This window comes from Streptomyces sp. NPDC040622 (genome assembly GCF_055593965.1).
Window position 1 is genome coordinate 1 of record NZ_JBVIXD010000024.1, and the last position, 20,406, is coordinate 20,406.

General features: G+C 69.9%; 13 protein-coding genes, 1 tRNA gene and 1 rRNA gene. 13 read left to right on the forward strand and 2 right to left on the reverse strand.

Going from position 1 to position 20,406, the window contains the following annotated elements:
* From rrf to ACZ592_RS38205, 3 genes are all read left to right on the forward strand, one after another.
* Positions 1–88: ribosomal RNA gene (gene rrf, locus ACZ592_RS38195) — 5S ribosomal RNA — on the forward strand; the annotation flags it as partial.
* A gap of 119 nt (positions 89–207) precedes the next feature.
* Entirely contained in the window at positions 208–870 is a 663-nt protein-coding gene (locus ACZ592_RS38200; RefSeq protein ID WP_471586400.1) for a DegT/DnrJ/EryC1/StrS family aminotransferase, read from the forward strand.
* Positions 871–982: 112 nt separating this feature from the next.
* Positions 983–1,055: transfer RNA gene (locus tag ACZ592_RS38205), tRNA-Thr, on the forward strand.
* A 107-nt stretch (positions 1,056–1,162) separates the two neighbouring features.
* Here ACZ592_RS38205 and ACZ592_RS38210 read toward each other — a convergent pair.
* Complete coding sequence (locus ACZ592_RS38210) at positions 1,163–3,781, reverse strand: SpoIIE family protein phosphatase (RefSeq protein WP_471586401.1); 2,619 nt, start codon at positions 3,779–3,781, stop codon at positions 1,163–1,165.
* A gap of 348 nt (positions 3,782–4,129) precedes the next feature.
* Between ACZ592_RS38210 and ACZ592_RS38215 the strand changes: the two genes are divergently transcribed.
* From ACZ592_RS38215 to ACZ592_RS38260, 10 genes are all read left to right on the forward strand, one after another.
* Positions 4,130–9,646, forward strand: coding sequence for a HAMP domain-containing protein (locus ACZ592_RS38215; protein ID WP_471586356.1), 5,517 nt, complete (start codon positions 4,130–4,132; stop codon positions 9,644–9,646).
* A 244-nt stretch (positions 9,647–9,890) separates the two neighbouring features.
* Complete coding sequence (locus tag ACZ592_RS38220; RefSeq protein WP_471586357.1) at positions 9,891–10,571, forward strand: response regulator; 681 nt, start codon at positions 9,891–9,893, stop codon at positions 10,569–10,571.
* A gap of 146 nt (positions 10,572–10,717) precedes the next feature.
* Positions 10,718–13,477 carry a DNA translocase FtsK gene (locus ACZ592_RS38225; protein WP_471586358.1) on the forward strand — a complete coding sequence of 920 codons (2,760 nt, stop codon included), beginning with the start codon at positions 10,718–10,720 and terminating at the stop codon, positions 13,475–13,477.
* Between the two features lie 308 nt (positions 13,478–13,785).
* The gene (locus ACZ592_RS38230; RefSeq protein ID WP_471586402.1) at positions 13,786–14,592 is read left to right on the forward strand and encodes a helix-turn-helix domain-containing protein; all 807 of its coding nucleotides are present in this window, start codon (positions 13,786–13,788) and stop codon (positions 14,590–14,592) included.
* A gap of 138 nt (positions 14,593–14,730) precedes the next feature.
* Positions 14,731–16,212 (forward strand): 30S ribosomal protein S12 methylthiotransferase RimO, encoded by a 1,482-nt coding sequence (rimO, locus tag ACZ592_RS38235; RefSeq protein ID WP_471586359.1) that lies wholly within the window; start codon positions 14,731–14,733, stop codon positions 16,210–16,212.
* The gene (pgsA, locus tag ACZ592_RS38240) at positions 16,209–16,907 is read left to right on the forward strand and encodes a CDP-diacylglycerol--glycerol-3-phosphate 3-phosphatidyltransferase (protein WP_471586360.1); all 699 of its coding nucleotides are present in this window, start codon (positions 16,209–16,211) and stop codon (positions 16,905–16,907) included. Before rimO ends, pgsA begins: the two co-directional genes overlap by 4 nt.
* 26 nt (positions 16,908–16,933) lie before the next feature.
* On the forward strand, positions 16,934–17,569 hold the full coding sequence (locus ACZ592_RS38245; RefSeq protein WP_471586361.1) for a CinA family protein: 636 nt from the start codon (positions 16,934–16,936) through the stop codon (positions 17,567–17,569).
* Positions 17,570–17,678: 109 nt separating this feature from the next.
* Positions 17,679–18,053, forward strand: coding sequence for a helix-turn-helix domain-containing protein (locus tag ACZ592_RS38250; RefSeq protein WP_055564110.1), 375 nt, complete (start codon positions 17,679–17,681; stop codon positions 18,051–18,053).
* 184 nt (positions 18,054–18,237) lie between these two features.
* A complete protein-coding gene (locus ACZ592_RS38255; protein WP_471586362.1) occupies positions 18,238–18,708 on the forward strand; it encodes a Dps family protein in 471 nt (156 codons plus the stop codon).
* 243 nt (positions 18,709–18,951) lie between these two features.
* A complete protein-coding gene (locus ACZ592_RS38260) occupies positions 18,952–19,557 on the forward strand; it encodes a hypothetical protein (RefSeq protein WP_471586363.1) in 606 nt (201 codons plus the stop codon).
* Here the strand turns inward: ACZ592_RS38260 and ACZ592_RS38265 are convergent.
* Complete coding sequence (locus ACZ592_RS38265; RefSeq protein ID WP_471586364.1) at positions 19,505–20,395, reverse strand: SDR family NAD(P)-dependent oxidoreductase; 891 nt, start codon at positions 20,393–20,395, stop codon at positions 19,505–19,507. The genes ACZ592_RS38260 and ACZ592_RS38265 overlap by 53 nt on opposite strands.
* Positions 20,396–20,406: the final 11 nt, after the last annotated feature.

Below are 20,406 nucleotides of genomic sequence, written 5' to 3' on the forward strand. Positions count from 1 at the left end.
CGGTTACATTCCGAACCCGGAAGCTAAGCCTCATAGCGCCGATGGTACTGCAGGGGGGACCCTGTGGGAGAGTAGGACGCCGCCGAACTCCTTTTGATAAGAAGAGCTGGTCCCTGAACTTCGGTTCAGGGACCAGCTCTTTTTTGTTTTGTGTAACTTGCCGTTCACGTTGTGCAGCCAACATCCCCAGACATGGGGACAGTTGAGATGTTGCGAGCCGCGGGTGTCGGTGCGGGCGACGAGGTCGTCGTGCCGGCCTACGGGAACGCCGAGGTGGCCGAGGCCGTGGTCCTCGCCGGAGCGGTGCCCGTCTTCGCCGACATAGAGCCGTCGACGTACTGCCTCGATCCCGATGCCGTGGCCGCCGTGGTGACCCCACGTACGGCTGCCGTCGTCGTGGTGCACCGGTTCGGGAACCGGGCCGACGTGCGGCGGCTGCGGGACCTGGGCGGGCGACAGGGGCTTCTCGTCCTGGAGCAGGGCGAGCCGGAGGCTCCGTCCGACGACCTGGCCGTCCGGCGCGCGCATGCCGCGTATCTCAGCGGGCGGCTCAGCGGGGTCGTGACGCCCGACAGCACTGAGGGGCACAGCTATCAGCAGTACGTCGTGCGGGTGCCCGGCAACGGGCGGCCGGACCGGGACGCGTTCGCTCGTGCCGTGCGGGCCAAGGGAATCGACTGCCGGGTGCCGGTGAAGACGCCCGTGCACCGCATGCCGCGGTTCTGGCGGGACGTGCACCTGCCCGAGACGGAGCGGGCCGCCGACGAGACGCTGACGCTGCCGGCTGGCGCGTCGATGTCGCGGCGCGATCTGCAGCGCGTCGTCTCCGCGTGCAACGCGCTCGGCGGACTTCTCCAACCTGCCTTCTGAGTTCGCTACGGGGTTTGACCGGTGGGGGAGAGGGCGAGAGGCGGTTCGAGGCGCCTTCGATTTCGGGTATGATCTATTCCGTTGCCGAGGGGAAAACCCCGAAGCGCAGCAGGCCCCTATAGCTCAGTCGGTAGAGCGTCTCCATGGTAAGGAGAAGGTCAGCGGTTCGATTCCGCTTGGGGGCTCAAGTAATAAAGGCCTCCGCCCGGTTGGGCGGGGGCCTTTGTCGTACCCGGAGCGTGTTGATCGCCGTGAAACGGGTTCCGGGGCACCTCGCGGTGCCCCGGAACAGTCAGTCCTTCTGGAGGCCGGGAACCCGCATCGCGAGGATGGCCATGTCGTCGGACGGGGCGTCCGTCGCGAAGCGCTCCACCGCGCGCATGATGCGGGCCGCGACCGCCCCCGCGGTCAGGCCCGTACAGGTCGTCAGGACGTCGGCGAGGCCGTCGTCGCCGAGCATGCGGGTGCCCTCGCGGCGTTCGGTGACGCCGTCCGTCACGCAGAGCAGGACGTCGCCCGGGTCGAGCGTCATCGTCTGCTCGTACAGTTCCAGGTCCTCCATGACGCCGAGCAGCGGCTGCGGTTCCGCGTAGGGCTCGACCGTGCCGTCCTGGCGCAGGCGGAGCGGCAGGGGGTGGCCGGCGCAGACGACCTTCAGGACCGCCGAGCCGTCCTCCTGGGGCCACAACTCGCCGTACAGGAGCGTGAGGAAGCGGCTGCGGGCCCCCTCGTCGAGGATCGCGGCGTTCAGGCGCTCCAGGACCGCGGGGCCGCCGAAGCCCTCGCGGGCGAGCAGGCGCAGGGCGTGCCGGGCGAGGCCCGTGACGGCCGCAGCCTCCGGTCCCGTGCCGCACACGTCGCCGATCGCGAAGCCGTACGCGCCGTCACGGATCGGGAAGAGGTCGTAGAAGTCGCCGCCGACCTCATTGCCCTCGCCGGCCGCGCGGTAGATGACGTCGACCTCGACACCCGGCACCTGAGGGAGCCCCGGCGGCAGCAGACTGCGCTGGAGGGACTGGCTGATGGCCATGCGCTCGGAGTAGAGACGGGCGTTGTCGAGGGCGAGGGCCGCCCGGCGGGAGAGATCTTCGGCCAATTCCAGGATCTCTTGGCGGAAGTGTTCGTCGGCGGGCTTACCGAGCGTGAGCATGCCGATGACGCGGTTGCGGGCGACCAGCGGGAGGACCACGGTCTCGCCGCCCACCGCCGAAGCGGTGGAGAGCGACGTGCCGATGCCCGAGCCCAGGGTCATGGGCTCGCCCAGGCCCAGGCTGCGCATGGAGGTGCGCAGCGCCGCCTGGTGCGCGGCTTCGGAGGGAGCCGCCCAGACCCGCGCTCCCGGGGTGGGCACGGGGTCCGGCGGGGAGATCTTGGAGAGCAGGGCCTTGAGGCCGTCGATGCGCTCCTCGTCCTCGTGCAGGACGTAGGAGAGGTAGGGCTCGGCCGACTGGTCCGCGATCGTGTAGACGGCGCACCAGGTGGCGAGCGTGGGGACCGTCATCTGGGCCATGAGCGCCAGAGTCTGGTCGCGGTCGAGGGTGCCGGCCAGGAGGTCGGAGGCCTCGACGAGGAAGGAGAGCGAGCCGCGGCGGAGTCTTTCCAACTCCCCGAGGCGGGCCGACTCGACGGCCAGGGCGATGCGGTCGGCGGCGAACTGGAGGCGCAGGGCCTCTTCGTTCGAGTACCGCCCGGAAGCCTCGGCGGCGACGCCCAGGGAGCCCGTGAGGCGCCCCTCGACCTTCAGCGGGACCGTGACGACGGAGCGCATGCCCGTGCCGGCGAGGAGCGGGACCGCGCCCGGCACCACCGTGAGGTCCTCGTGGACGGCCGGCATGCGGGCGGAGCCGTAGCGTCCCGGGGCCGACTCGACCTGGACGCGGGCGAACCGCTGGCGGGCCGAGGGCAGGCCGGTGGAGGCACGGACCTCCAGCTCCGTCTCGTCGTCGGTGGCCAGGAGCAGGAAGGCCGCGTCGCCGTCGAGCATGTCGCGGGCGCGCTCGACGGTGCGCTGGAGCAGGCCGTCCAGGTCGTCCGGGGCGGGGGAGCCGATGAAGACCTCGAAGGGGTCCGCGGAGTGCGACTCGCGGGTGCCCGCATCGGGGGCCGCGCCGCGCAACGGGGTCTGCAGCACGGCGCGCTCGTCGTCGCGCACGAGGAGGCAGACCGTGGAGGGTTCGCCGTCGGTGTCGCGGACGCGCAGGTGGGAGGCGTACACCGGGATCACGCGGCCGTTGGAGCCGCGGACGCCGTAGCTGCCCTCCCAGCGGGAGAGCCGGAGCGCCTCGGCGATGCCGGTGCTCGTGCCGGGGGTGTGCGGCCAGGCCGCGAGGTCGTTGAGCGGTTTGCCGATGACCTGCTCGGCGACGTACCCGAAGAGTTCCTCGGCGTCTTCGTTCCAGGCGGAGATGGCGCCCAGGCGGTCGATCTGGATGACGGCGACCCGGACCCTGCCGTCGGCGATGGGCAGCAGGTCGGCGGGGAGCGAGGGGCCCGCGGTGCGGGTGCCCACCGGGCGGTCGGGGAGGTCGAGCTGGAACCAGACCTGTTTGTGGGTGGGGGAGTAGTCGACGCCCCAGCGGGTGGCGAGCGCCGCGCAGAGCTGGAGGCCGCGGCCTCCCTCGCGGTCGGGGCTGCCCATGTTCACGGAGGACTGCTGGAGCGGGATCTCCCGTTCCGGATAGCGGTCGGAGACCTCGATGCGGACGGCGTCCTCGCTGCGCTGGCACTCGACGTCGGCGGCCGTGCCGGCGTGCACCACGGCGTTGGTGACCAGCTCGCTGGTGAGGACGACGGCGTCGTCGACGATGTCGGAGAACCCCCAGCCCTGCAGGGTGTCGCGCACGAAGGAGCGGGCCGTCGCGACGGACCGTCCGACGGGGTCGAAGGTGGCAGCCGCACGCGCGGTGATCACAGCACTCCTCGTACGAGTATCGACGGCGTCGACAGTGGCCACTGTCTCGACGCCCAGTTCTCCCGAACCCATGGTGCGGCCGCCCCTCCGATGCCCGCTTGTTTCGTGTACCACCGCCCAGGCCGGGCAGGACCGGGGTGGTTGGACAGCCGGATGCAAGGTTACTTACCTTCGCCGTCCATGCTGATGCCGGTCGTCAGTGTTTCCGCCCGGAGGGTGTGCGGACGGTGTGCGAAGCTGCCGAACTGTTATGGCCTGGTTCAGCCATGGTGAAACACTGGGCAAGCTTCATGGAGACAGCCCAGAAAAACCCGAGCAGTACCGGTCGACCCTTGCGGGAGGGACACAGTGGAGTCTGGCGCAGCGACGCGGGGCACTAAGACGCGCGCGAAAGACGGACAGTCCCTGAACAAACAGCGCAAACCACGCAACGGGGCGACTGCTTCCGTGGATGCGGCGGCTCTGAACAGACTGCTCGCGGCGCTGGTCGCGATGCGGGACGGCAACTTCCGCAAGCGGCTCACGGTCTCCGGCGACGACGTGATGTCGGAGATCGCCGCCGTGTTCAACGAGGTGGCCGACCGGAATCTGCACCTGACAGGTGAGCTGTCGAGGGTGCGGCGCATGGTCGGACGTGAGGGAAAACTCACGGAACGACTTGAGGGCGGCGCCAGCGAAGGCTCGTGGGCGGCTGCGATCGACGCGTCGAACGCGCTCGTCGACGATCTCGTGCGTCCCGTCTCCGAGGTCGGCCGGGTGCTCTCCGCGGTGGCGGAGGGCGACCTGGAGCAGCGCATGGAGCTGCGGGCGCAGGGGGCCGACGGGAACGGCCATCCGCTGCGCGGGGAGTTCCTGAAGGTCGGACGGACGGTCAACAACCTCGTCGACCAGCTCTCCACGTTCACGGACGAGGTCACCCGCGTGGCCAGCGAGGTCGGCACCGAGGGCAAGCTCGGCGGGCAGGCCAGGGTGCGCGGGATGTCCGGGTCGTGGAAGGACCTCACGGACTCCGTGAACACCATGGCGTACCGGCTGACCGCCCAGGTGCGGGACATCGCGCTGGTGACGACGGCGGTCGCCAAGGGCGACCTGTCGCGGAAGGTCACCGTCCATGTGGCGGGCGAGATGCTGGAGTTGAAGAACACCGTCAATACGATGGTGGACCAGCTCTCGTCGTTCTCCTCCGAGGTGACGCGCGTCGCGCGCGAGGTCGGTACGGAGGGCGAGCTCGGCGGCCAGGCGCAGGTGCCGGGTGTGGCGGGTGTGTGGAAGGACCTCACCGATTCGGTGAACCTCATGGCCGGCAATCTCACCGCCCAGGTGCGGGGGATCGCCCAGGTCACGACGGCCGTCGCGAACGGCGATCTGTCCCAGAAGGTGACGGTGAGCGCGCGGGGCGAGGTCGCCCAGCTCGCCGAAACGATCAACCAGATGACCGAGACGCTGCGGACGTTCGCGGACGAGGTCACCCGCGTGGCCAACGAGGTCGGTGCCGAGGGGCAGCTCGGCGGCCAGGCCAACGTGCCGGGTGCGGCGGGCACGTGGAAGGACCTCACGGACTCGGTCAACACGGTCTTCCGCAACCTCACGACACAGGTGCGGGACATCGCGCAGGTGACGACGGCGGTGGCCAACGGTGACCTGTCGCAGAAGGTCACCGTCGACGTCGCCGGCGAGATGCTCGAGCTGAAGAACACCACGAACACGATGGTGGACCAGCTCTCCGCCTTCGGTTCCGAAGTCACGCGGGTGGCGCGGGAGATCGGTGTCGAGGGCGAGCTCGGCGGCCAGGCGCAGGTGCAGGGCGCGGCCGGTACGTGGAAGGACCTCACCGACTCGGTGAACACCGCCTTCCGCAACCTCACCGGGCAGGTCCGCAACATCGCGCAGGTGACGACGGCGGTGGCCAACGGTGACCTGTCGCAGAAGGTCACCGTGGACGTCTCCGGCGAGATGCTCCAGCTGAAGAACACCGTGAACACGATGGTCGACCAGCTGTCGTCCTTCGCCGACCAGGTCACGCGGATGGCGCGCGACGTGGGCACCGAGGGGCGCCTGGGCGGTCAGGCGCGCGTGGACGGCGTGAGCGGTACGTGGAAGGACCTCACGGACTCCGTCAATTTCATGGCGGGGAACCTGACGTCGCAGGTGCGGCAGATCGCGCAGGTCACGACGGCGGTGGCGCGCGGTGACCTCTCGCAGAAGATCGAGGTCGACGCGCGCGGCGAGATCCTGGAGCTGAAGAACACCATCAACACGATGGTCGACCAGCTCTCCGCGTTCGCGGACCAGGTGACGCGGGTCGCCCGCGAGGTGGGCACCGAGGGGCGCCTCGGCGGTCAGGCGCAGGTGCCCGGCGTGGCCGGCGTGTGGCGGGACCTCACGGACTCCGTGAACGGCATGGCCGGGAACCTCACGGCGCAGGTCCGCAACATCGCGCAGGTCGCCACGGCGGTGGCGCGCGGTGACCTCTCGCAGAAGATCGACGTGGACGCGCGCGGCGAGATCCTGGAGCTCAAGAACACCCTGAACACGATGGTGGACCAGCTGTCCGCGTTCGCCGAGCAGGTCACGCGCGTCGCCCGCGAGGTGGGTACGGACGGCATCCTGGGCGGCCAGGCCGAGGTCCAGGGCGTCTCGGGCACCTGGAAGGACCTGACGCAGTCCGTGAACGGCATGGCGAACAACCTCACCCTCCAGGTGCGGAACATCGCCGAGGTCACGACGGCGGTCGCGATGGGCGACCTCTCAAAGAAGATCACCGTCGACGCGAAGGGCGAGATCCTCGAACTCGTCACGACCGTCAACACCATGGTCGACCAGCTGTCGTCGTTCGCCGAGCAAGTGACCCGGGTGGCCCGCGAGGTGGGCACCGAGGGCCAGTTGGGTGGCCAGGCGCGGGTGCCGGGTGTCACCGGCATCTGGAAGGACCTGAGCGACAACGTCAACCTGATGGCCAACAACCTGACCAGCCAGGTGCGGAACATCTCCCAGGTCTCGGCGGCGGTCGCCAACGGCGACCTCACAAAGAAGGTCACGGTCGAGGCGCGCGGCGAGGTCGCGCAGCTCGCCGATACGGTCAACACCATGGTGACGACGCTGAGTTCGTTCGCCGACGAGGTCACGCGCGTGGCCCGCGAGGTGGGCACGGACGGCATCCTCGGCGGCCAGGCGCGCGTGCCGGGCGTCTCGGGTACGTGGAAGGACCTCACCGAGTCCGTGAACTCGATGGCGTCCAACCTGACCGGCCAGGTCCGCAACATTGCGATGGTCACGACCGCGATCGCCAAGGGTGACCTGACCAAGAAGATCGACATCGACGCCCGGGGCGAGATCCTGGAGCTGAAGACGACCATCAACACGATGGTCGACCAGCTGTCGTCCTTCGCCGAGCAGGTCACCCGCGTCGCCCGCGAGGTGGGCACCGAGGGCCAGCTGGGCGGCCAGGCACGCGTGCGTGACGTCGACGGCACCTGGCGCGACCTCACCGAGTCGGTGAACGAGATGGCGGGGAACCTGACCCGTCAGGTGCGCGCCATCGCCAAGGTCGCCACCGCGGTGACCCGAGGCGATCTCAACCTGAAGATCGAGGTCGACGCGGCCGGCGAGATCCAGGTTCTGCAGGACAACATCAACACCATGATCGCGAACCTGCGCGACACGACGCTGGCCAACAAGGAGCAGGACTGGCTCAAGGGCAACCTGGCGCGGATCTCCGGCCTGATGCAGGGCCGCCGCGACCTGGAGGACGTCGCCTCGCTGATCATGAGCGAGCTGACGCCGGTCGTCTCCGCGCAGCACGGCGCGTTCTTCCTGGCGATGCCCACGGACGACGGGCAGGATCTCGGGGGCGACCACGGGGACGCGTACGAGCTGCGCATGCTGGGCAGCTACGGCTACTCCATGGGATCCATGCCGACGTCGTTCCGGCCCGGTGAGACGCTCATCGGGACGGCCGCCAAGGAGCGGCGGACCATCCTCGTGGAGAACGCGCCCTCGGGCTACCTGCGGATCGCGTCCGGCCTCGGTGAGGCGCCGCCCGCGCAGGTCATCGTCCTCCCTGTGCTCTTCGAGGGGACCGTGCTCGGCGTGATCGAGCTGGCGGCCTTCCAGCCCTTCACGCAGATCCAGAAGGACTTCCTCAGCCAGATCGCCGAGATGATCGCGACGAGCGTCAACACCATCAGCGTCAACACGAAGACCGAGGTGCTGCTCAAGCAGTCGCAGGAGCTGACCGAGCAACTGCGCGAGCGCTCGGCCGAGTTGGAGAACCGGCAGAAGGCGCTGCAGTCCTCCAACGCCGAACTGGAGGAGAAGGCCGAGCTGCTGGCCCAGCAGAACCGCGATATCGAGGTCAAGAACACCGAGATCGAAGAGGCCAGGCAGGTCCTGGAGGAGCGCGCCGAGCAGCTCGCGGTCTCGATGCGCTACAAGTCCGAGTTCCTGGCGAACATGTCGCACGAGCTGCGTACGCCGCTCAACTCGCTGCTGATCCTCGCGAAGTTGCTCGCCGACAACGCCGACGCGAACCTCACCCCCAAGCAGGTCGAGTTCGCCGAGACGATCCACGGCGCGGGCTCGGACCTGTTGCAGCTCATCAACGACATCCTCGACCTGTCGAAGGTCGAGGCGGGCAAGATGGACGTCTCCCCTACGCGCATCGCCCTGGTCCAACTCGTCGACTACGTAGAGGCCACTTTCCGTCCGCTGACCGCGGAGAAGGGGCTCGATTTCTCCGTACGGGTCTCCCCGGAACTGCCCGCGACGCTGCACACGGACGAACAGCGCCTGCTCCAGGTGCTGCGCAACCTGCTCTCGAACGCGGTGAAGTTCACCGACTCCGGGGCGGTCGAGCTGGTCATCCGGCACGCCAACAACGACGTGCCCAACGCGATCCGCGAGCAGCTCCTGGAGGCGGGCTCGCTGCGCGACGCGGACGCCGACCTGATCGCCTTCTCGGTGACGGACACCGGCATCGGCATCGCGGCCAGCAAGATGCGGGTCATCTTCGAGGCGTTCAAGCAGGCGGACGGCACGACCAGCAGGAAGTACGGCGGCACCGGCCTGGGGCTCTCCATCAGCCGCGAGATCGCGCGGCTCCTGGGCGGCGAGATCCACGCGCAGAGCGAGCCGGGCCGCGGCTCGACCTTCACGCTCTATTTGCCGCTGCACCCGAGCGAACTGCCGCCCCAGGGTTACGCGCAGCTCGCCCCGCCGCCCCAGCCGCGCGAACTGCCGGCCCTGGAGGAGGCTCCCTCGGCCGACGAGGCGGCGCGGCCCGAGGCCGCCCCGGCACGTCAGGAGGGGCCGCCCACGGGGCCCGGCTCGCTCTTCAGGCGGCGGCGCAGGCCCGCTCCCTCGCAGGAGCCCTCGGCGCTGCCGGGGCAGTCGCCCGCCGCTCCTCAGGAGCAGCGGGCGCAGGAGCCGTGGCCGATTCCGGCGTCCTCCGGGCAGGAGACGCCGTCCGCGGGGAGGCCTGGGTTCCACTTCGGCGGCGAGAAGGTTCTGATCGTCGACGACGACATCCGCAACGTCTTCGCGCTCACCAGCGTCCTGGAGCAGCACGGCCTGGCGGTGCTGTACGCGGAGAACGGCCGGGAGGGCATCGAAGTCCTGGAGCAGCACGACGACGTGACGGTCGTTCTGATGGACATCATGATGCCGGAGATGGACGGGTACGCGACGACGACGGCGATCCGCAGGATGCCGCAGTTCGCCGGGCTCCCGATCATCGCGCTGACCGCGAAGGCGATGAAGGGCGACCGGGAGAAGGCGATCGACTCCGGGGCTTCCGATTACGTCACGAAGCCGGTCGACCCGGACCACCTGTTGTCGGTGATGGAGCAGTGGATGCGCGCTCAGTGACCGAGAACCGGCTTCGTCACACGGAGTTGCTGACAGAGTGTGGCCGAGGTCGTGTAGAACCGCGGTATTCGGGGAACCTTCTGGTCTCCCACCGCGTTTCTGCTACGTGCACAGTGACATCGCGGTGACAGGGTGTGGCGACAGGCGGGGTGCGGCTACCATGACCGGCACAAGGACGGACGGCGCAAGGGAGCCGTCCTCTGGGGCGGCGCCCGGTGTACCGCCGGGGCGAGGAGGGCGGGCCATGGTGCAGAAGGCCAAGATCCTCCTGGTCGATGACCGGCCGGAGAATCTGCTGGCGCTGGAGGCCATCCTCTCTGCGCTCGATCAGACACTGGTGCGGGCATCGTCCGGGGAGGAAGCGCTCAAAGCACTACTCACGGACGACTTCGCGGTCATTCTGCTGGACGTCCAAATGCCGGGCATGGACGGTTTCGAAACCGCGGCGCACATCAAGCGGCGGGAGCGGACACGGGACATCCCGATCATCTTCCTCACAGCCATCAACCACGGGCCGCATCACACCTTCCGCGGCTATGCCGCGGGCGCGGTGGACTACATCTCCAAGCCGTTCGACCCGTGGGTGCTGCGCGCGAAGGTGTCGGTGTTCGTCGAGCTGTACATGAAGAACTGCCAACTGCGCGAGCAGGCGGCCCTGCTGCGGCTGCAGCTCGAGGGCGGCAAGGCCGCGGTCGGGGACGCGAAGGAGCCGGCGGGTCTGCTCGCCGAGCTGTCGGCGCGGCTCGCGGCGGTCGAGGAGCAGGCCGAGGCGCTGTCCAAACAGCTGGACGACGAGTCGGCGGACGCGGCCGCGGTGGCCACCGCGGCCCATCTCGAACGCAAACTCACCGGTCTGCGGCGGGCTCTTGACGCCCTGGAACCGGGGACCGGCAGCGGCACTCCCTCGGTTCCCTCGCAGAACTGACGTGGCACGGAGCCTCACTGACGAGGTTTCGTGCCGCGTGGACCGGGTGAATCGCCGTCAGTTCTCCGCCACGGCAGGGGCGACACAAACGGGTGAAGCAGTGGGCACACGTGTCCGCAGTGGTCCGCACCGGTAACCTCACACCCATGGCCTCACGTCAGTCCGCAGCCAAGAAGACGCCCGCGAAGAAGGCGGCCGCGCCGACGAAGGCTCCGGTGAAGAAGGCCGCTGCCAAACCGCCCGTGAAGAAGGCGCCCGCGAAGAAGGCACCGGCCAAGAAGGTCGCTGCGAAGAAGCCCGCGCCCAAGCCGGCGCCCAGTCCCACGGGGGGCGTGTACCGGCTCGTGCGCGCCGTCTGGCTGGGCATCGCGCACGGAGTCGGCGCGATGTTCCGCGGCATAGGGCGCGGCGCCAAGGGGCTCGACCCGGCGCACCGCAAGGACGGCCTCGCGCTGCTGCTGCTCGGCATGGCGCTGATCGTCGCCGCGGGCACCTGGTCGAACCTGCGCGGTCCCGTCGGCGACCTGGTCGAGGTACTGGTGACCGGGGCGTTCGGCCGTCTCGATCTGCTGGTGCCGCTGCTCCTCGGAGCCATCGCCGTACGCCTGATCCGGCACCCGGAGAAGCCCGAGGCGAACGGCCGCATCGTGATCGGCCTCTCGGCCCTGGTCGTCGGCGTGCTCGGCCAGGTCCACGTGGCCTGCGGCTCGCCCGCCCGCAGCGACGGCATGCAGGCGATAAGGGACGCCGGTGGCCTGATCGGCTGGGCCGCCTCCACGCCGCTGATCTTCACCATGGGCGAGATCCTCGCGGTGCCCCTCCTGGTGCTGCTGACCGTCTTCGGGCTGCTCGTCGTCACGGCGACGCCCGTCAACGCCATCCCGCAGCGGCTGCGGCTGCTCGGCGTCCGGCTCGGCGTGGTCCAGGCGGCGCCCGAGGCCGACGCCTTCACGGACGACGACGAGCGCTACGACGAGCAGTGGCGTGAGGCGCTGCCCGCGCGCCCCTCGCGCAGGCGTACGCCCGCTCCCGAGGGGTACGGACCCGACCAGGCCGAGGAGGACGCCCTCTCCAAGCGCCGCAGGCCGCGCCGCACCCCCGTACAGCCGGACATGGACCGGCCGATGGACGCCGTGGACGTGGCGGCCGCCGCGGCCGCGGCCCTGGACGGTGCCGTGCTGCACGGCATGCCGCCCTCGCCGCTGGTCGCCGATCTGACGCAGGGCGTCTCCGTGGAGCGGGAAGAGCGCGAGGAGCGGGAGCAGGCGGCTCCTGTGCCGACCGCGCGCGCCACGGACGCTCCCGTGCCCGGCAAGCTCAAGAAGAAGCCTCAGGAGCCCGCTGACAGCCTCGTGCCGGACCTGACGAAGTCCGCGCCCGACGCCCCGCGCGAGCTGCCGCCGCGCGCCGAGCAGCTGCAGCTCTCCGGAGACATCACCTACTCCCTGCCCTCGCTCGACCTCCTGGAGCGCGGCGGCCCCGGCAAGTCCCGCAGCGCCGCCAACGACGCGGTCGTCGACTCGCTGTCGAACGTCTTCTCCGAGTTCAAGGTCGACGCCGACGTCACCGGCTTCACGCGCGGCCCGACCGTCACGCGCTACGAGATCGAGCTCGGCCCCGCCGTGAAGGTCGAGAAGATCACGGCACTGGCCAAGAACATCGCGTACGCGGTCGCCTCGCCGGACGTCCGGATCATCTCGCCCATCCCCGGCAAGTCCGCGGTCGGCATCGAGATCCCGAACTCCGACCGCGAGATGGTCAACGTCGGCGACGTGCTGCGTCTCGCGGACGCGGCCGAGGACGACCACCCCATGCTGGTCGCGCTCGGCAAGGACGTCGAGGGCGGCTTCGTCATGGCCAACATGGCGAAGATGCCGCACATCCTGGTGGCCGGAGCCACCGGGTCCGGCAAGTCGTCCTGCATCAACTGTCTGATCACTTCGATCATGATAAGAGCGACGCCCGAGGACGTCCGGATGGTCCTCGTGGACCCCAAGCGCGTCGAGCTCACCGCGTACGAGGGCATCCCGCACCTGATCACGCCGATCATCACCAACCCCAAGAAGGCCGCCGAGGCCCTCCAGTGGGTCGTGCGGGAAATGGACCTGCGCTACGACGACCTCGCGGCCTTCGGGTACCGGCACATCGACGACTTCAACCAGGCCGTCCGCGAGGGCAAGCTCAAGACGCCCGAGGGCAGTGAGCGCGAGCTCCAGGCCTATCCGTACCTGCTGGTGATCGTCGACGAGCTCGCCGACCTGATGATGGTCGCGCCGCGCGACGTCGAGGACTCGATCGTGCGCATCACGCAGCTCGCGCGCGCGGCCGGCATCCACCTGGTGCTCGCCACCCAGCGGCCCTCCGTCGACGTCGTGACCGGCCTGATCAAGGCGAACGTGCCGTCCCGGCTCGCCTTCGCGACCTCCTCGCTCGCCGACAGCCGCGTCATCCTCGACCAGCCCGGCGCCGAGAAGCTCATCGGAAAGGGTGACGGTCTGTTCCTGCCGATGGGGGCGAACAAGCCCACCCGTATGCAGGGCGCTTTCGTCACCGAGGACGAGATCCACGCGGTCGTCCAGCACTGCAAGGACCAGATGGCGCCCGTCTTCAGGGACGACGTCACGGTGGGAACCAAGCAGAAGAAGGAGATCGACGAGGACATCGGCGACGACCTCGATCTGCTCTGCCAGGCCGCTGAGCTGGTGGTTTCCACCCAGTTCGGGTCCACGTCCATGCTCCAGCGCAAACTGCGCGTCGGCTTCGCCAAGGCCGGCCGGCTGATGGACCTCATGGAGTCGCGCTCCATCGTGGGGCCCAGCGAAGGCTCAAAAGCACGTGACGTTCTTGTGAAACCTGACGAGCTGGACGGCGTGCTGGCCGTGATCCGCGGGGAGGCTCACCCATAAGGGCGGGCAAGCCTCACCCATAAGGGATCGGCGGGCAACCGTTTCCCTTCGGCATACGTCAAGTTGAGGGAGAGAAGAGCCTGATGTCCCGCCATCAGGATGTCCGGCCATTCTGATGGCGTACAAAGTCCGTCCGCCCGGTTGCCCCACCCTTTCAGGACCCCCCTAAACTGAACCTCCGGCAGGTGGCTACACGCTCGAAAGGCGCCCCCGTGTCCATCGGCAACTCCCCTGAAGACGACCGACCTTCAGATGACCGCCTCGACCGCCCCGACCACGTCGCCGAACAGCCCCAGGCAGACGAACGCCTGGCGGGCGATTCCCCGGCCGACGACCGGCCCTCGATCGGCCGTGCCCTGCAGCAGGCCCGTATCGACGCCGGCCTGACCGTCGACGAAGTCAGCTCGTCCACCCGTGTGCGCATCCCGATCGTGCACGCGATCGAACAGGACGACTTCTCCCGGTGCGGCGGCGACGTCTACGCGCGCGGCCACATCAGGACGCTGGCGCGCGCCGTCCGGCTCGACCCCGACCCACTCGTCGCCCAGTACGACGAAGGGCACGGCGGCCGCCCGCCCGCGCCCACGCCGGCGGCGCCCCTCTTCGAGGCCGAGCGCATCCGTTCCGAACCGCGCAGGCCCAACTGGACCGCCGCCATGGTCGCCGCGATCGTCGCGGTGATCGGCTTCGTCGGCTTCACCGCGTTCAGCGGCGGCGACGACAAGGACAGCTCCAAGTCGGTCGCCGAGGGTGCCACCCCCGCCAGCTCCAAGCCCGCACAGAAGCCCAAGTCCCCCAAGCCCGCCGACCCCAAGCCCGATCCCTCGGACAGCGCCATCGCCGGCGTCCCGCGCGACAAGGTCACGGTCAAGGTCGACGCGGCGGACGGCCGCAGCTGGATCTCGGCCAAGGACCACAGCGGGCGCACGCTCTTCGACGGCGTCCTGGAGGAGGGTCAGGCCAAGACCTTCCAGGACAAGAAGAAGATCGACCTCATCCTCGGCGACGCGGGCGCGATCCAGCTGTATGTGAACGGCAAGCAGGTCGAGAACGAATTCGAGCCCGGTCAGGTCGAGCGTCTCTCGTACACGAAGGGCGACCCGGAGGCCGGCTGATCCGCCCCTGCCGAGCGGCTGACCAGCGGCGCCGCACGGCAGGCGGGGACGGCCGGGTGACCGGCCGCCGGCCTGCGGCCGACCGGCGGGTAACCCTGGCGGCGGGGGCCGCGGTGGGGACGAAGTAGTCTTGAGACCATGCCCGAACGCCGCACCGTCGCCCTTGTCACCCTTGGCTGCGCCCGTAACGAGGTGGACTCGGAGGAGCTCGCAGGCCGCTTGGAGGCGGACGGCTGGCAGCTCGTCGAGGACGCCGAGAACGCGGACGTCGCCGTCGTCAACACCTGCGGCTTCGTCGAAGCCGCCAAGAAGGACTCCGTCGACGCCCTCCTCGAAGCCAATGACCTGAAGGGTCACGGCAGGACCCAGGCCGTCGTCGCGGTCGGCTGCATGGCCGAGCGCTACGGCAAGGAGCTCGCCGACGCGCTGCCCGAGGCCGACGGAGTGCTCGGGTTCGACGACTACTCCGACATCTCCGGTCGCCTGCAGACCATCCTGAGCGGCGGCAGCGTCGAGGCGCACACCCCGCGCGACCGGCGCAAGCTGCTGCCGATCAGCCCCGCCGAGCGCCAGAGCGCCCAGGCGGACGTCGCGCTGCCGGGCCACGCGCCCGTGGAGGCCGCCCCGGTCCCGCAGGACCTGCCCGAGGGCGTCGCGCCCGCGTCGGGGCCGCGCGCCCCGCTCCGCCGCCGCCTCGGCACCAACCCCGTCGCCTCCGTGAAGCTGGCCTCGGGCTGCGACCGGCGCTGCTCCTTCTGCGCCATCCCCTCCTTCCGCGGCTCCTTCATCTCGCGCCGCCCCTCCGACGTCCTCGGTGAGACCCGCTGGCTCGCCGAGCAGGGCGTCAAGGAGGTCATGCTCGTCTCCGAGAACAACACCTCGTACGGCAAGGACCTCGGCGACATCCGGCTCCTGGAGACGCTGCTGCCCGAGCTGGCCGCCGTCGACGGGATCGAGCGGGTGCGCGTCAGCTACCTGCAGCCCGCCGAGATGCGGCCCGGCCTCATCGACGTCCTCACGTCGACCGAGAAGGTCGCCCCCTACTTCGACCTCTCCTTCCAGCACTCCGCGCCGGGCGTGCTGCGCGCCATGCGCCGCTTCGGGGACACCGACCGCTTCCTCGAGCTCCTGGACACCATTCGGTCCAAGGCGCCGCAGGCCGGTGTGCGGTCCAACTTCATCGTGGGCTTCCCCGGCGAGAGCGAGTCGGACCTCGCCGAGCTCGAGCGGTTCCTGACGGGCGCGCGGCTGGACGCCATCGGCGTCTTCGGCTACTCCGACGAGGAGGGCACCGAAGCGGCCACGTACGACAAGAAGCTGGACCAGGACGTCGTCGACGAGCGGCTCGCGCACATCGCGCGCCTCGCCGAGGAGCTCACCTCGCAGCGCGCGGACGAGCGGCTGGGCGAGAGCGTCGAGGTCCTCGTGGAGTCCCTCGACGACGAGGAGGGCCCGCTCGGCAGAGCCGCCCACCAGGCCCCGGAGACGGACGGCCAGATCCGCCTGACGGGCGCCACCGGTGGGGACGGGCTCCAGGTCGGCCGTATGGTCGTGGCAAAGGTGGTCGCCACGGAGGGCGTGGACTTGGTGGCCGAGTGTCTAGAGGAGGCCGGCAGATGACAGGAGTCCCGGCACCCGCGGGCGGCTCCGGCGCGCAGGGCGCTGCGAGCGCCAAGCCGGTGCGTGGCGGGAAGCTGGGCGCCGCGGCGGTCAATCAGGCCAGCCTGTGGAACGTCGCGAATCTGCTGACCATGATCCGGCTGTTGCTCGTGCCCGGCTTCGTGATGCTCCTCCTGGGCAACGGCGGGTACGACCCGGCCTGGCGCTCCTTCGCCTGGGCCGCCTTCGCCGTCGCGATGATCACCGACCTCTTCGACGGCCATCTGGCCCGTACGTACAACCTGGTCACGGACTTCGGGAAGATCGCCGACCCGATCGCCGACAAGGCGATCATGGGCGCCGCGCTCATCTGCCTGTCCTGGCTCGGTGACCTGCCCTGGTGGGTGACCGGAGTGATTCTCGGGCGGGAGCTCGGGATCACGCTGCTGCGCTTCTGGGTGATCCGCTACGGCGTCATTCCGGCCAGCCGCGGCGGAAAGATGAAGACGCTCGCGCAGGGCACGGCGGTCGGGATGTACGTTCTTGCCCTGACCGGGCCGCTCGCCACGTTCCGGTTCTGGGTGATGGCGGTCGCCGTGATACTGACCGTCGTCACCGGGCTCGACTATGTGAAACAGGCCGTCGTCCTGCGCAGGCAGGGCATGGCCGACGCGCGTGCGGCCGCCGAGGAGTCCGCCCGGGAGGCCGCGAAGTGACGTCCCCCGGGCTCCCGGACGCCGCGGTGCCGGCGAGCAGGCTGCTGCGGCTCCTGGCCGCGCGCGGCGAGACGCTCGCCGTCGCCGAGTCGCTGACCGGCGGCCTGGTGGCCGCCGCGATCACGGCGGTGCCCGGGGCCTCGCAGGTCTTCAGGGGCTCCGTGACCGCGTACGCCACCGAGCTGAAGCGGGACGTGCTCGGGGTCGACGGCGCGCTGCTCGACGAGCGCGGGGCCGTGGATGCCGAGGTCGCCCGGCAGATGGCGGCCGGAGTACGCAAGGTGCTCGGCGCCGACTGGGGCATCGCGACCACCGGGGTGGCGGGGCCCGACGCGCAGGACGGCCGGCCGGTCGGGACCGTGTTCGTGGCGGTCTCGGGGCCGGAGATCGCGGTGACGGGGCCGGATGCGGTGTCAGTGCGGTCCGAAAAAGGATTCCCGGGGCCAGAATCAGGGGTTCCGGAACCAGCTCTCGACAGCATGCCCGGTTACGCCGATGGCGGAGCCGACGGGAAAGTGAACGCCCTGCGGTTGAACGGCGACCGTTCGGAAATCCGTATGGAGAGTGTACGGAGCGTACTCACGTTGCTTCTCGAGCAGCTGTCCGGAGAACGTGCCGAGAATGGGCGGGCACAGGATACGGAACAGAACGGGGGGAATTGATGTTTGCAGCCCTGAGTGAACACGACATCGCTCCCCGCACGGCCGCCGCGCGAGGCGGTACGGTGGGGCGTGAAGGATGCGGCTACGCGGTCCGAGGAGGGAGCCACCGATGATTCTGCTCCGTCGCCTGCTGGGTGACGTGCTGCGTCGGCAGCGCCAGCGCCAGGGCCGTACTCTGCGCGAAGTCTCCTCGTCCGCCCGAGTCTCGCTCGGCTATCTCTCCGAGGTGGAGCGGGGGCAGAAGGAGGCTTCCTCCGAGCTGCTTTCCGCGATCTGCGACGCGCTTGACGTACGGATGTCCGAGCTCATGCGTGAAGTGAGCGACGAACTGTCGCTCGCCGAGCTGGCTGAGTCTGCAGCAGTCCCCGAGCCGGTGCGCGCACCGGTTCGTTCGATGCTCAATTCCGTCTCCGTGGCCGGCGTGCCACCGGAACGGGTCACGATCAAGGCGCCCGCGGAAGCGGTGGACGTCGTCGCGGCGTGACACCAGGCTGCCCTGAGCAGCTCCGAGAAGTGTATGGAAGCCCCTGCCGGGTACCCGGCAGGGGCTTCTGTGCTGTCTGGGGTGCGCAGTGAGTGACTGCGCATTCACGAATCGACCTATTTACTGCTTTTATGCCATTGTTGGTGGGGATTTACCTCATTCGCTCGTGTGTTGGAGGAGACAGATGTACGTCGTGAAGAGCCCGCTGTCCGATGCGGATCTGAAGACGGTCTCGGACGCCCTGCAGGGTGCTCTCGTGGACCTGGTCGACCTGTCACTGGTGGCCAAGCAGATCCATTGGAATGTGGTCGGCCCGCGCTTCCGTTCCGTGCACCTGCAGCTCGACGAGGTCGTGGACACGGCCAGGCAGCACTCCGACACGGTTGCGGAGCGCGCCTCCACGCTCGGCGTCTCGCCCGACGGCCGGGCGGTGACCGTGGCGCAGAGCAGCGGGATCGGCAAGATCCCCGACGGCTGGGTCAAGGACGTCGACGCCGTGGGCACGCTCGTGGAAGCGCTCGGCGCGGTCATCACCCGGATGCGCGAACGCGTCGAGGCGACCGGCGAGGCCGACCCGGTCAGCCAGGACATCTTCATCGGCATCACGGCCGACCTCGAGAAGCACCACTGGATGTTCCAGGCGGAGAACAGCTGACTGTGACTGTGGAGAACAGCTGACTGTCATGTGTGCCCCGGCCTCTTGCGTCTCTTGAGGCCGGGGCACCGGACGAGGGTGCCTCCGGGGGCGGCGCCGCGCCGGAGTGTGCGCGCCGTAGTGCTTGCGGTACCGGAGGTGCGTTTGGTGCCCCGCGGTGCTTCCGGCGCCGGTGGTGCGCCCTCCCAAGGGGTGAACCCCGGCGTTTAGCGTCGACCTCGCGTTGGGCGGGAGGTGGCATCTGTGGCAGCTGTGAGTGGGACGGCCGTGCCCTGGCGGGCCGTGCGATGGGTGCCTGCCCTGGTGTTCGGCGCGCTGTGGTGGTGGGGCGTGCTGAGGCTCGCCCTCTCGCCCGACGCGGGGGTCCTGGAAGGGGCGGTCGCGGCCGGGGGCTGGGGACTGAGCGTTCTCCCCGTGCACTGTGTGTCGAAGGCGCGGGCCGTGGGTGCGGCCGGGGCGGGCAAGTCGGGGCCCCGGCGTCATGCCCGGCGGGCCGACGGGGCGTTGCGGTGGCCGGGAGAGCGGACGGCGCTGGCGCTGCGGGCGCGTGTGGGCTCGGCGGTGGGGCGTGTGCGGGGGCGCGGGGCGCGGGGCGCGGGGGCGCGGGACGCCGAGGGAGTGGGGGCCGGGGTGTCTGGTGGGGAGGGGCCGGGTGCGGAGGCCGGTCGTTCCGAGGGGTGCGAAGTCCGCGAGGGATACGAGGTCCGCGAGGGATACGAGGTCCGCGAGGGGTACGAGGTCGGCGAGGGGTACGAGGTCGGCGAAGTCCGCGAGGGGCGCGGGATCAGGGAGCGGATCACCACGGCATGGCGACGCCGCCGTTCGGGCGGAGGATCTGGCCCGTCGTGAAGGCCGCGGCGTCGGACGCCAAATGCAGCACGGCGTGAGCGATGTCGTCCGGCTCGCCGACGCGGCCGAGCGGTGACATGCGCACCATGATTCCTTCGGTGTGGGCCTGTGCCCGCGCCTGCTCCTGTGTGTCGTGCCGGGCCGTCATGGGGGTACGGATCCAGCCCGGTGCGACGGCGTTCACGCGGATGCCGTGCGGGCCCACTTCCGTCGCCAGGGTCTTGGTGAGCTGGACCACGGCTGCCTTGGCGGCGCCGTAGCAGAGGAGGCCATGGCCGCCCGTGTCGACGGCGCCCGAGGCCATCGTGATGATGCTGCCGCCCGAGCCTCCGCCGATCATGGCGCGGGCCCCGGCCTGGCAGGCGTACAGGACGCCCTTGAAGTTGATGTTCAAAACCCGGTCGAGGTCTTCGTCGCGGGTCTCCAGGACAGGACTGCTGTGCATGACGCCGGCGATGGCGGCCATGATGTCGAGGCGGGGGCGGTGGGGTGGTGCGGGGGTGGAGCCGGCGGTGGGGCCGGGCCCGGGACCGCCGGAGTCGAGGGCGGGCTTCGCCGGGGTGGTGGGACGCGCGGAGGCTGGGGGCGTTGCCGCTGCCGCCGTCACGGCGCGGTCGACTTGAGCCCGATCGGACACGTCCAAGGGGTACGTGTGTGCGCTGCCGCCTGCCGTCTTGATGAGGGAGGCGGTCTCGTGGAGTCCCTGTTCGTCGCGGTCGGCGCAGTGGACGGTGGCGCCCGCCTCCGCCAGGAGCAGGGCCGACGCGCGGCCGATTCCGCTGGCGGCGCCGGTGATGAATGCGGTGCGTCCGGTGAGGTCGTACGCCTTGACGGGCATGACGGGACGGT

Coding starts and splice junctions, on each gene's coding strand:
- ACZ592_RS38220 (WP_471586357.1), top strand. CDS start 9,891: ATGGTGCAGAAGGCCAAGATCCTCCTGGTCGATGACCGGCCGGAGAAT.
- pgsA (WP_471586360.1), top strand. CDS start 16,209: ATGACAGGAGTCCCGGCACCCGCGGGCGGCTCCGGCGCGCAGGGCGCT.
- ACZ592_RS38250 (WP_055564110.1), top strand. CDS start 17,679: ATGATTCTGCTCCGTCGCCTGCTGGGTGACGTGCTGCGTCGGCAGCGC.
- ACZ592_RS38225 (WP_471586358.1), top strand. CDS start 10,718: ATGGCCTCACGTCAGTCCGCAGCCAAGAAGACGCCCGCGAAGAAGGCG.
- rimO (WP_471586359.1), top strand. CDS start 14,731: ATGCCCGAACGCCGCACCGTCGCCCTTGTCACCCTTGGCTGCGCCCGT.
- ACZ592_RS38255 (WP_471586362.1), top strand. CDS start 18,238: ATGTACGTCGTGAAGAGCCCGCTGTCCGATGCGGATCTGAAGACGGTC.
- ACZ592_RS38200 (WP_471586400.1), top strand. CDS start 208: ATGTTGCGAGCCGCGGGTGTCGGTGCGGGCGACGAGGTCGTCGTGCCG.
- ACZ592_RS38265 (WP_471586364.1), bottom strand. CDS start 20,395: ATGCCCGTCAAGGCGTACGACCTCACCGGACGCACCGCATTCATCACC.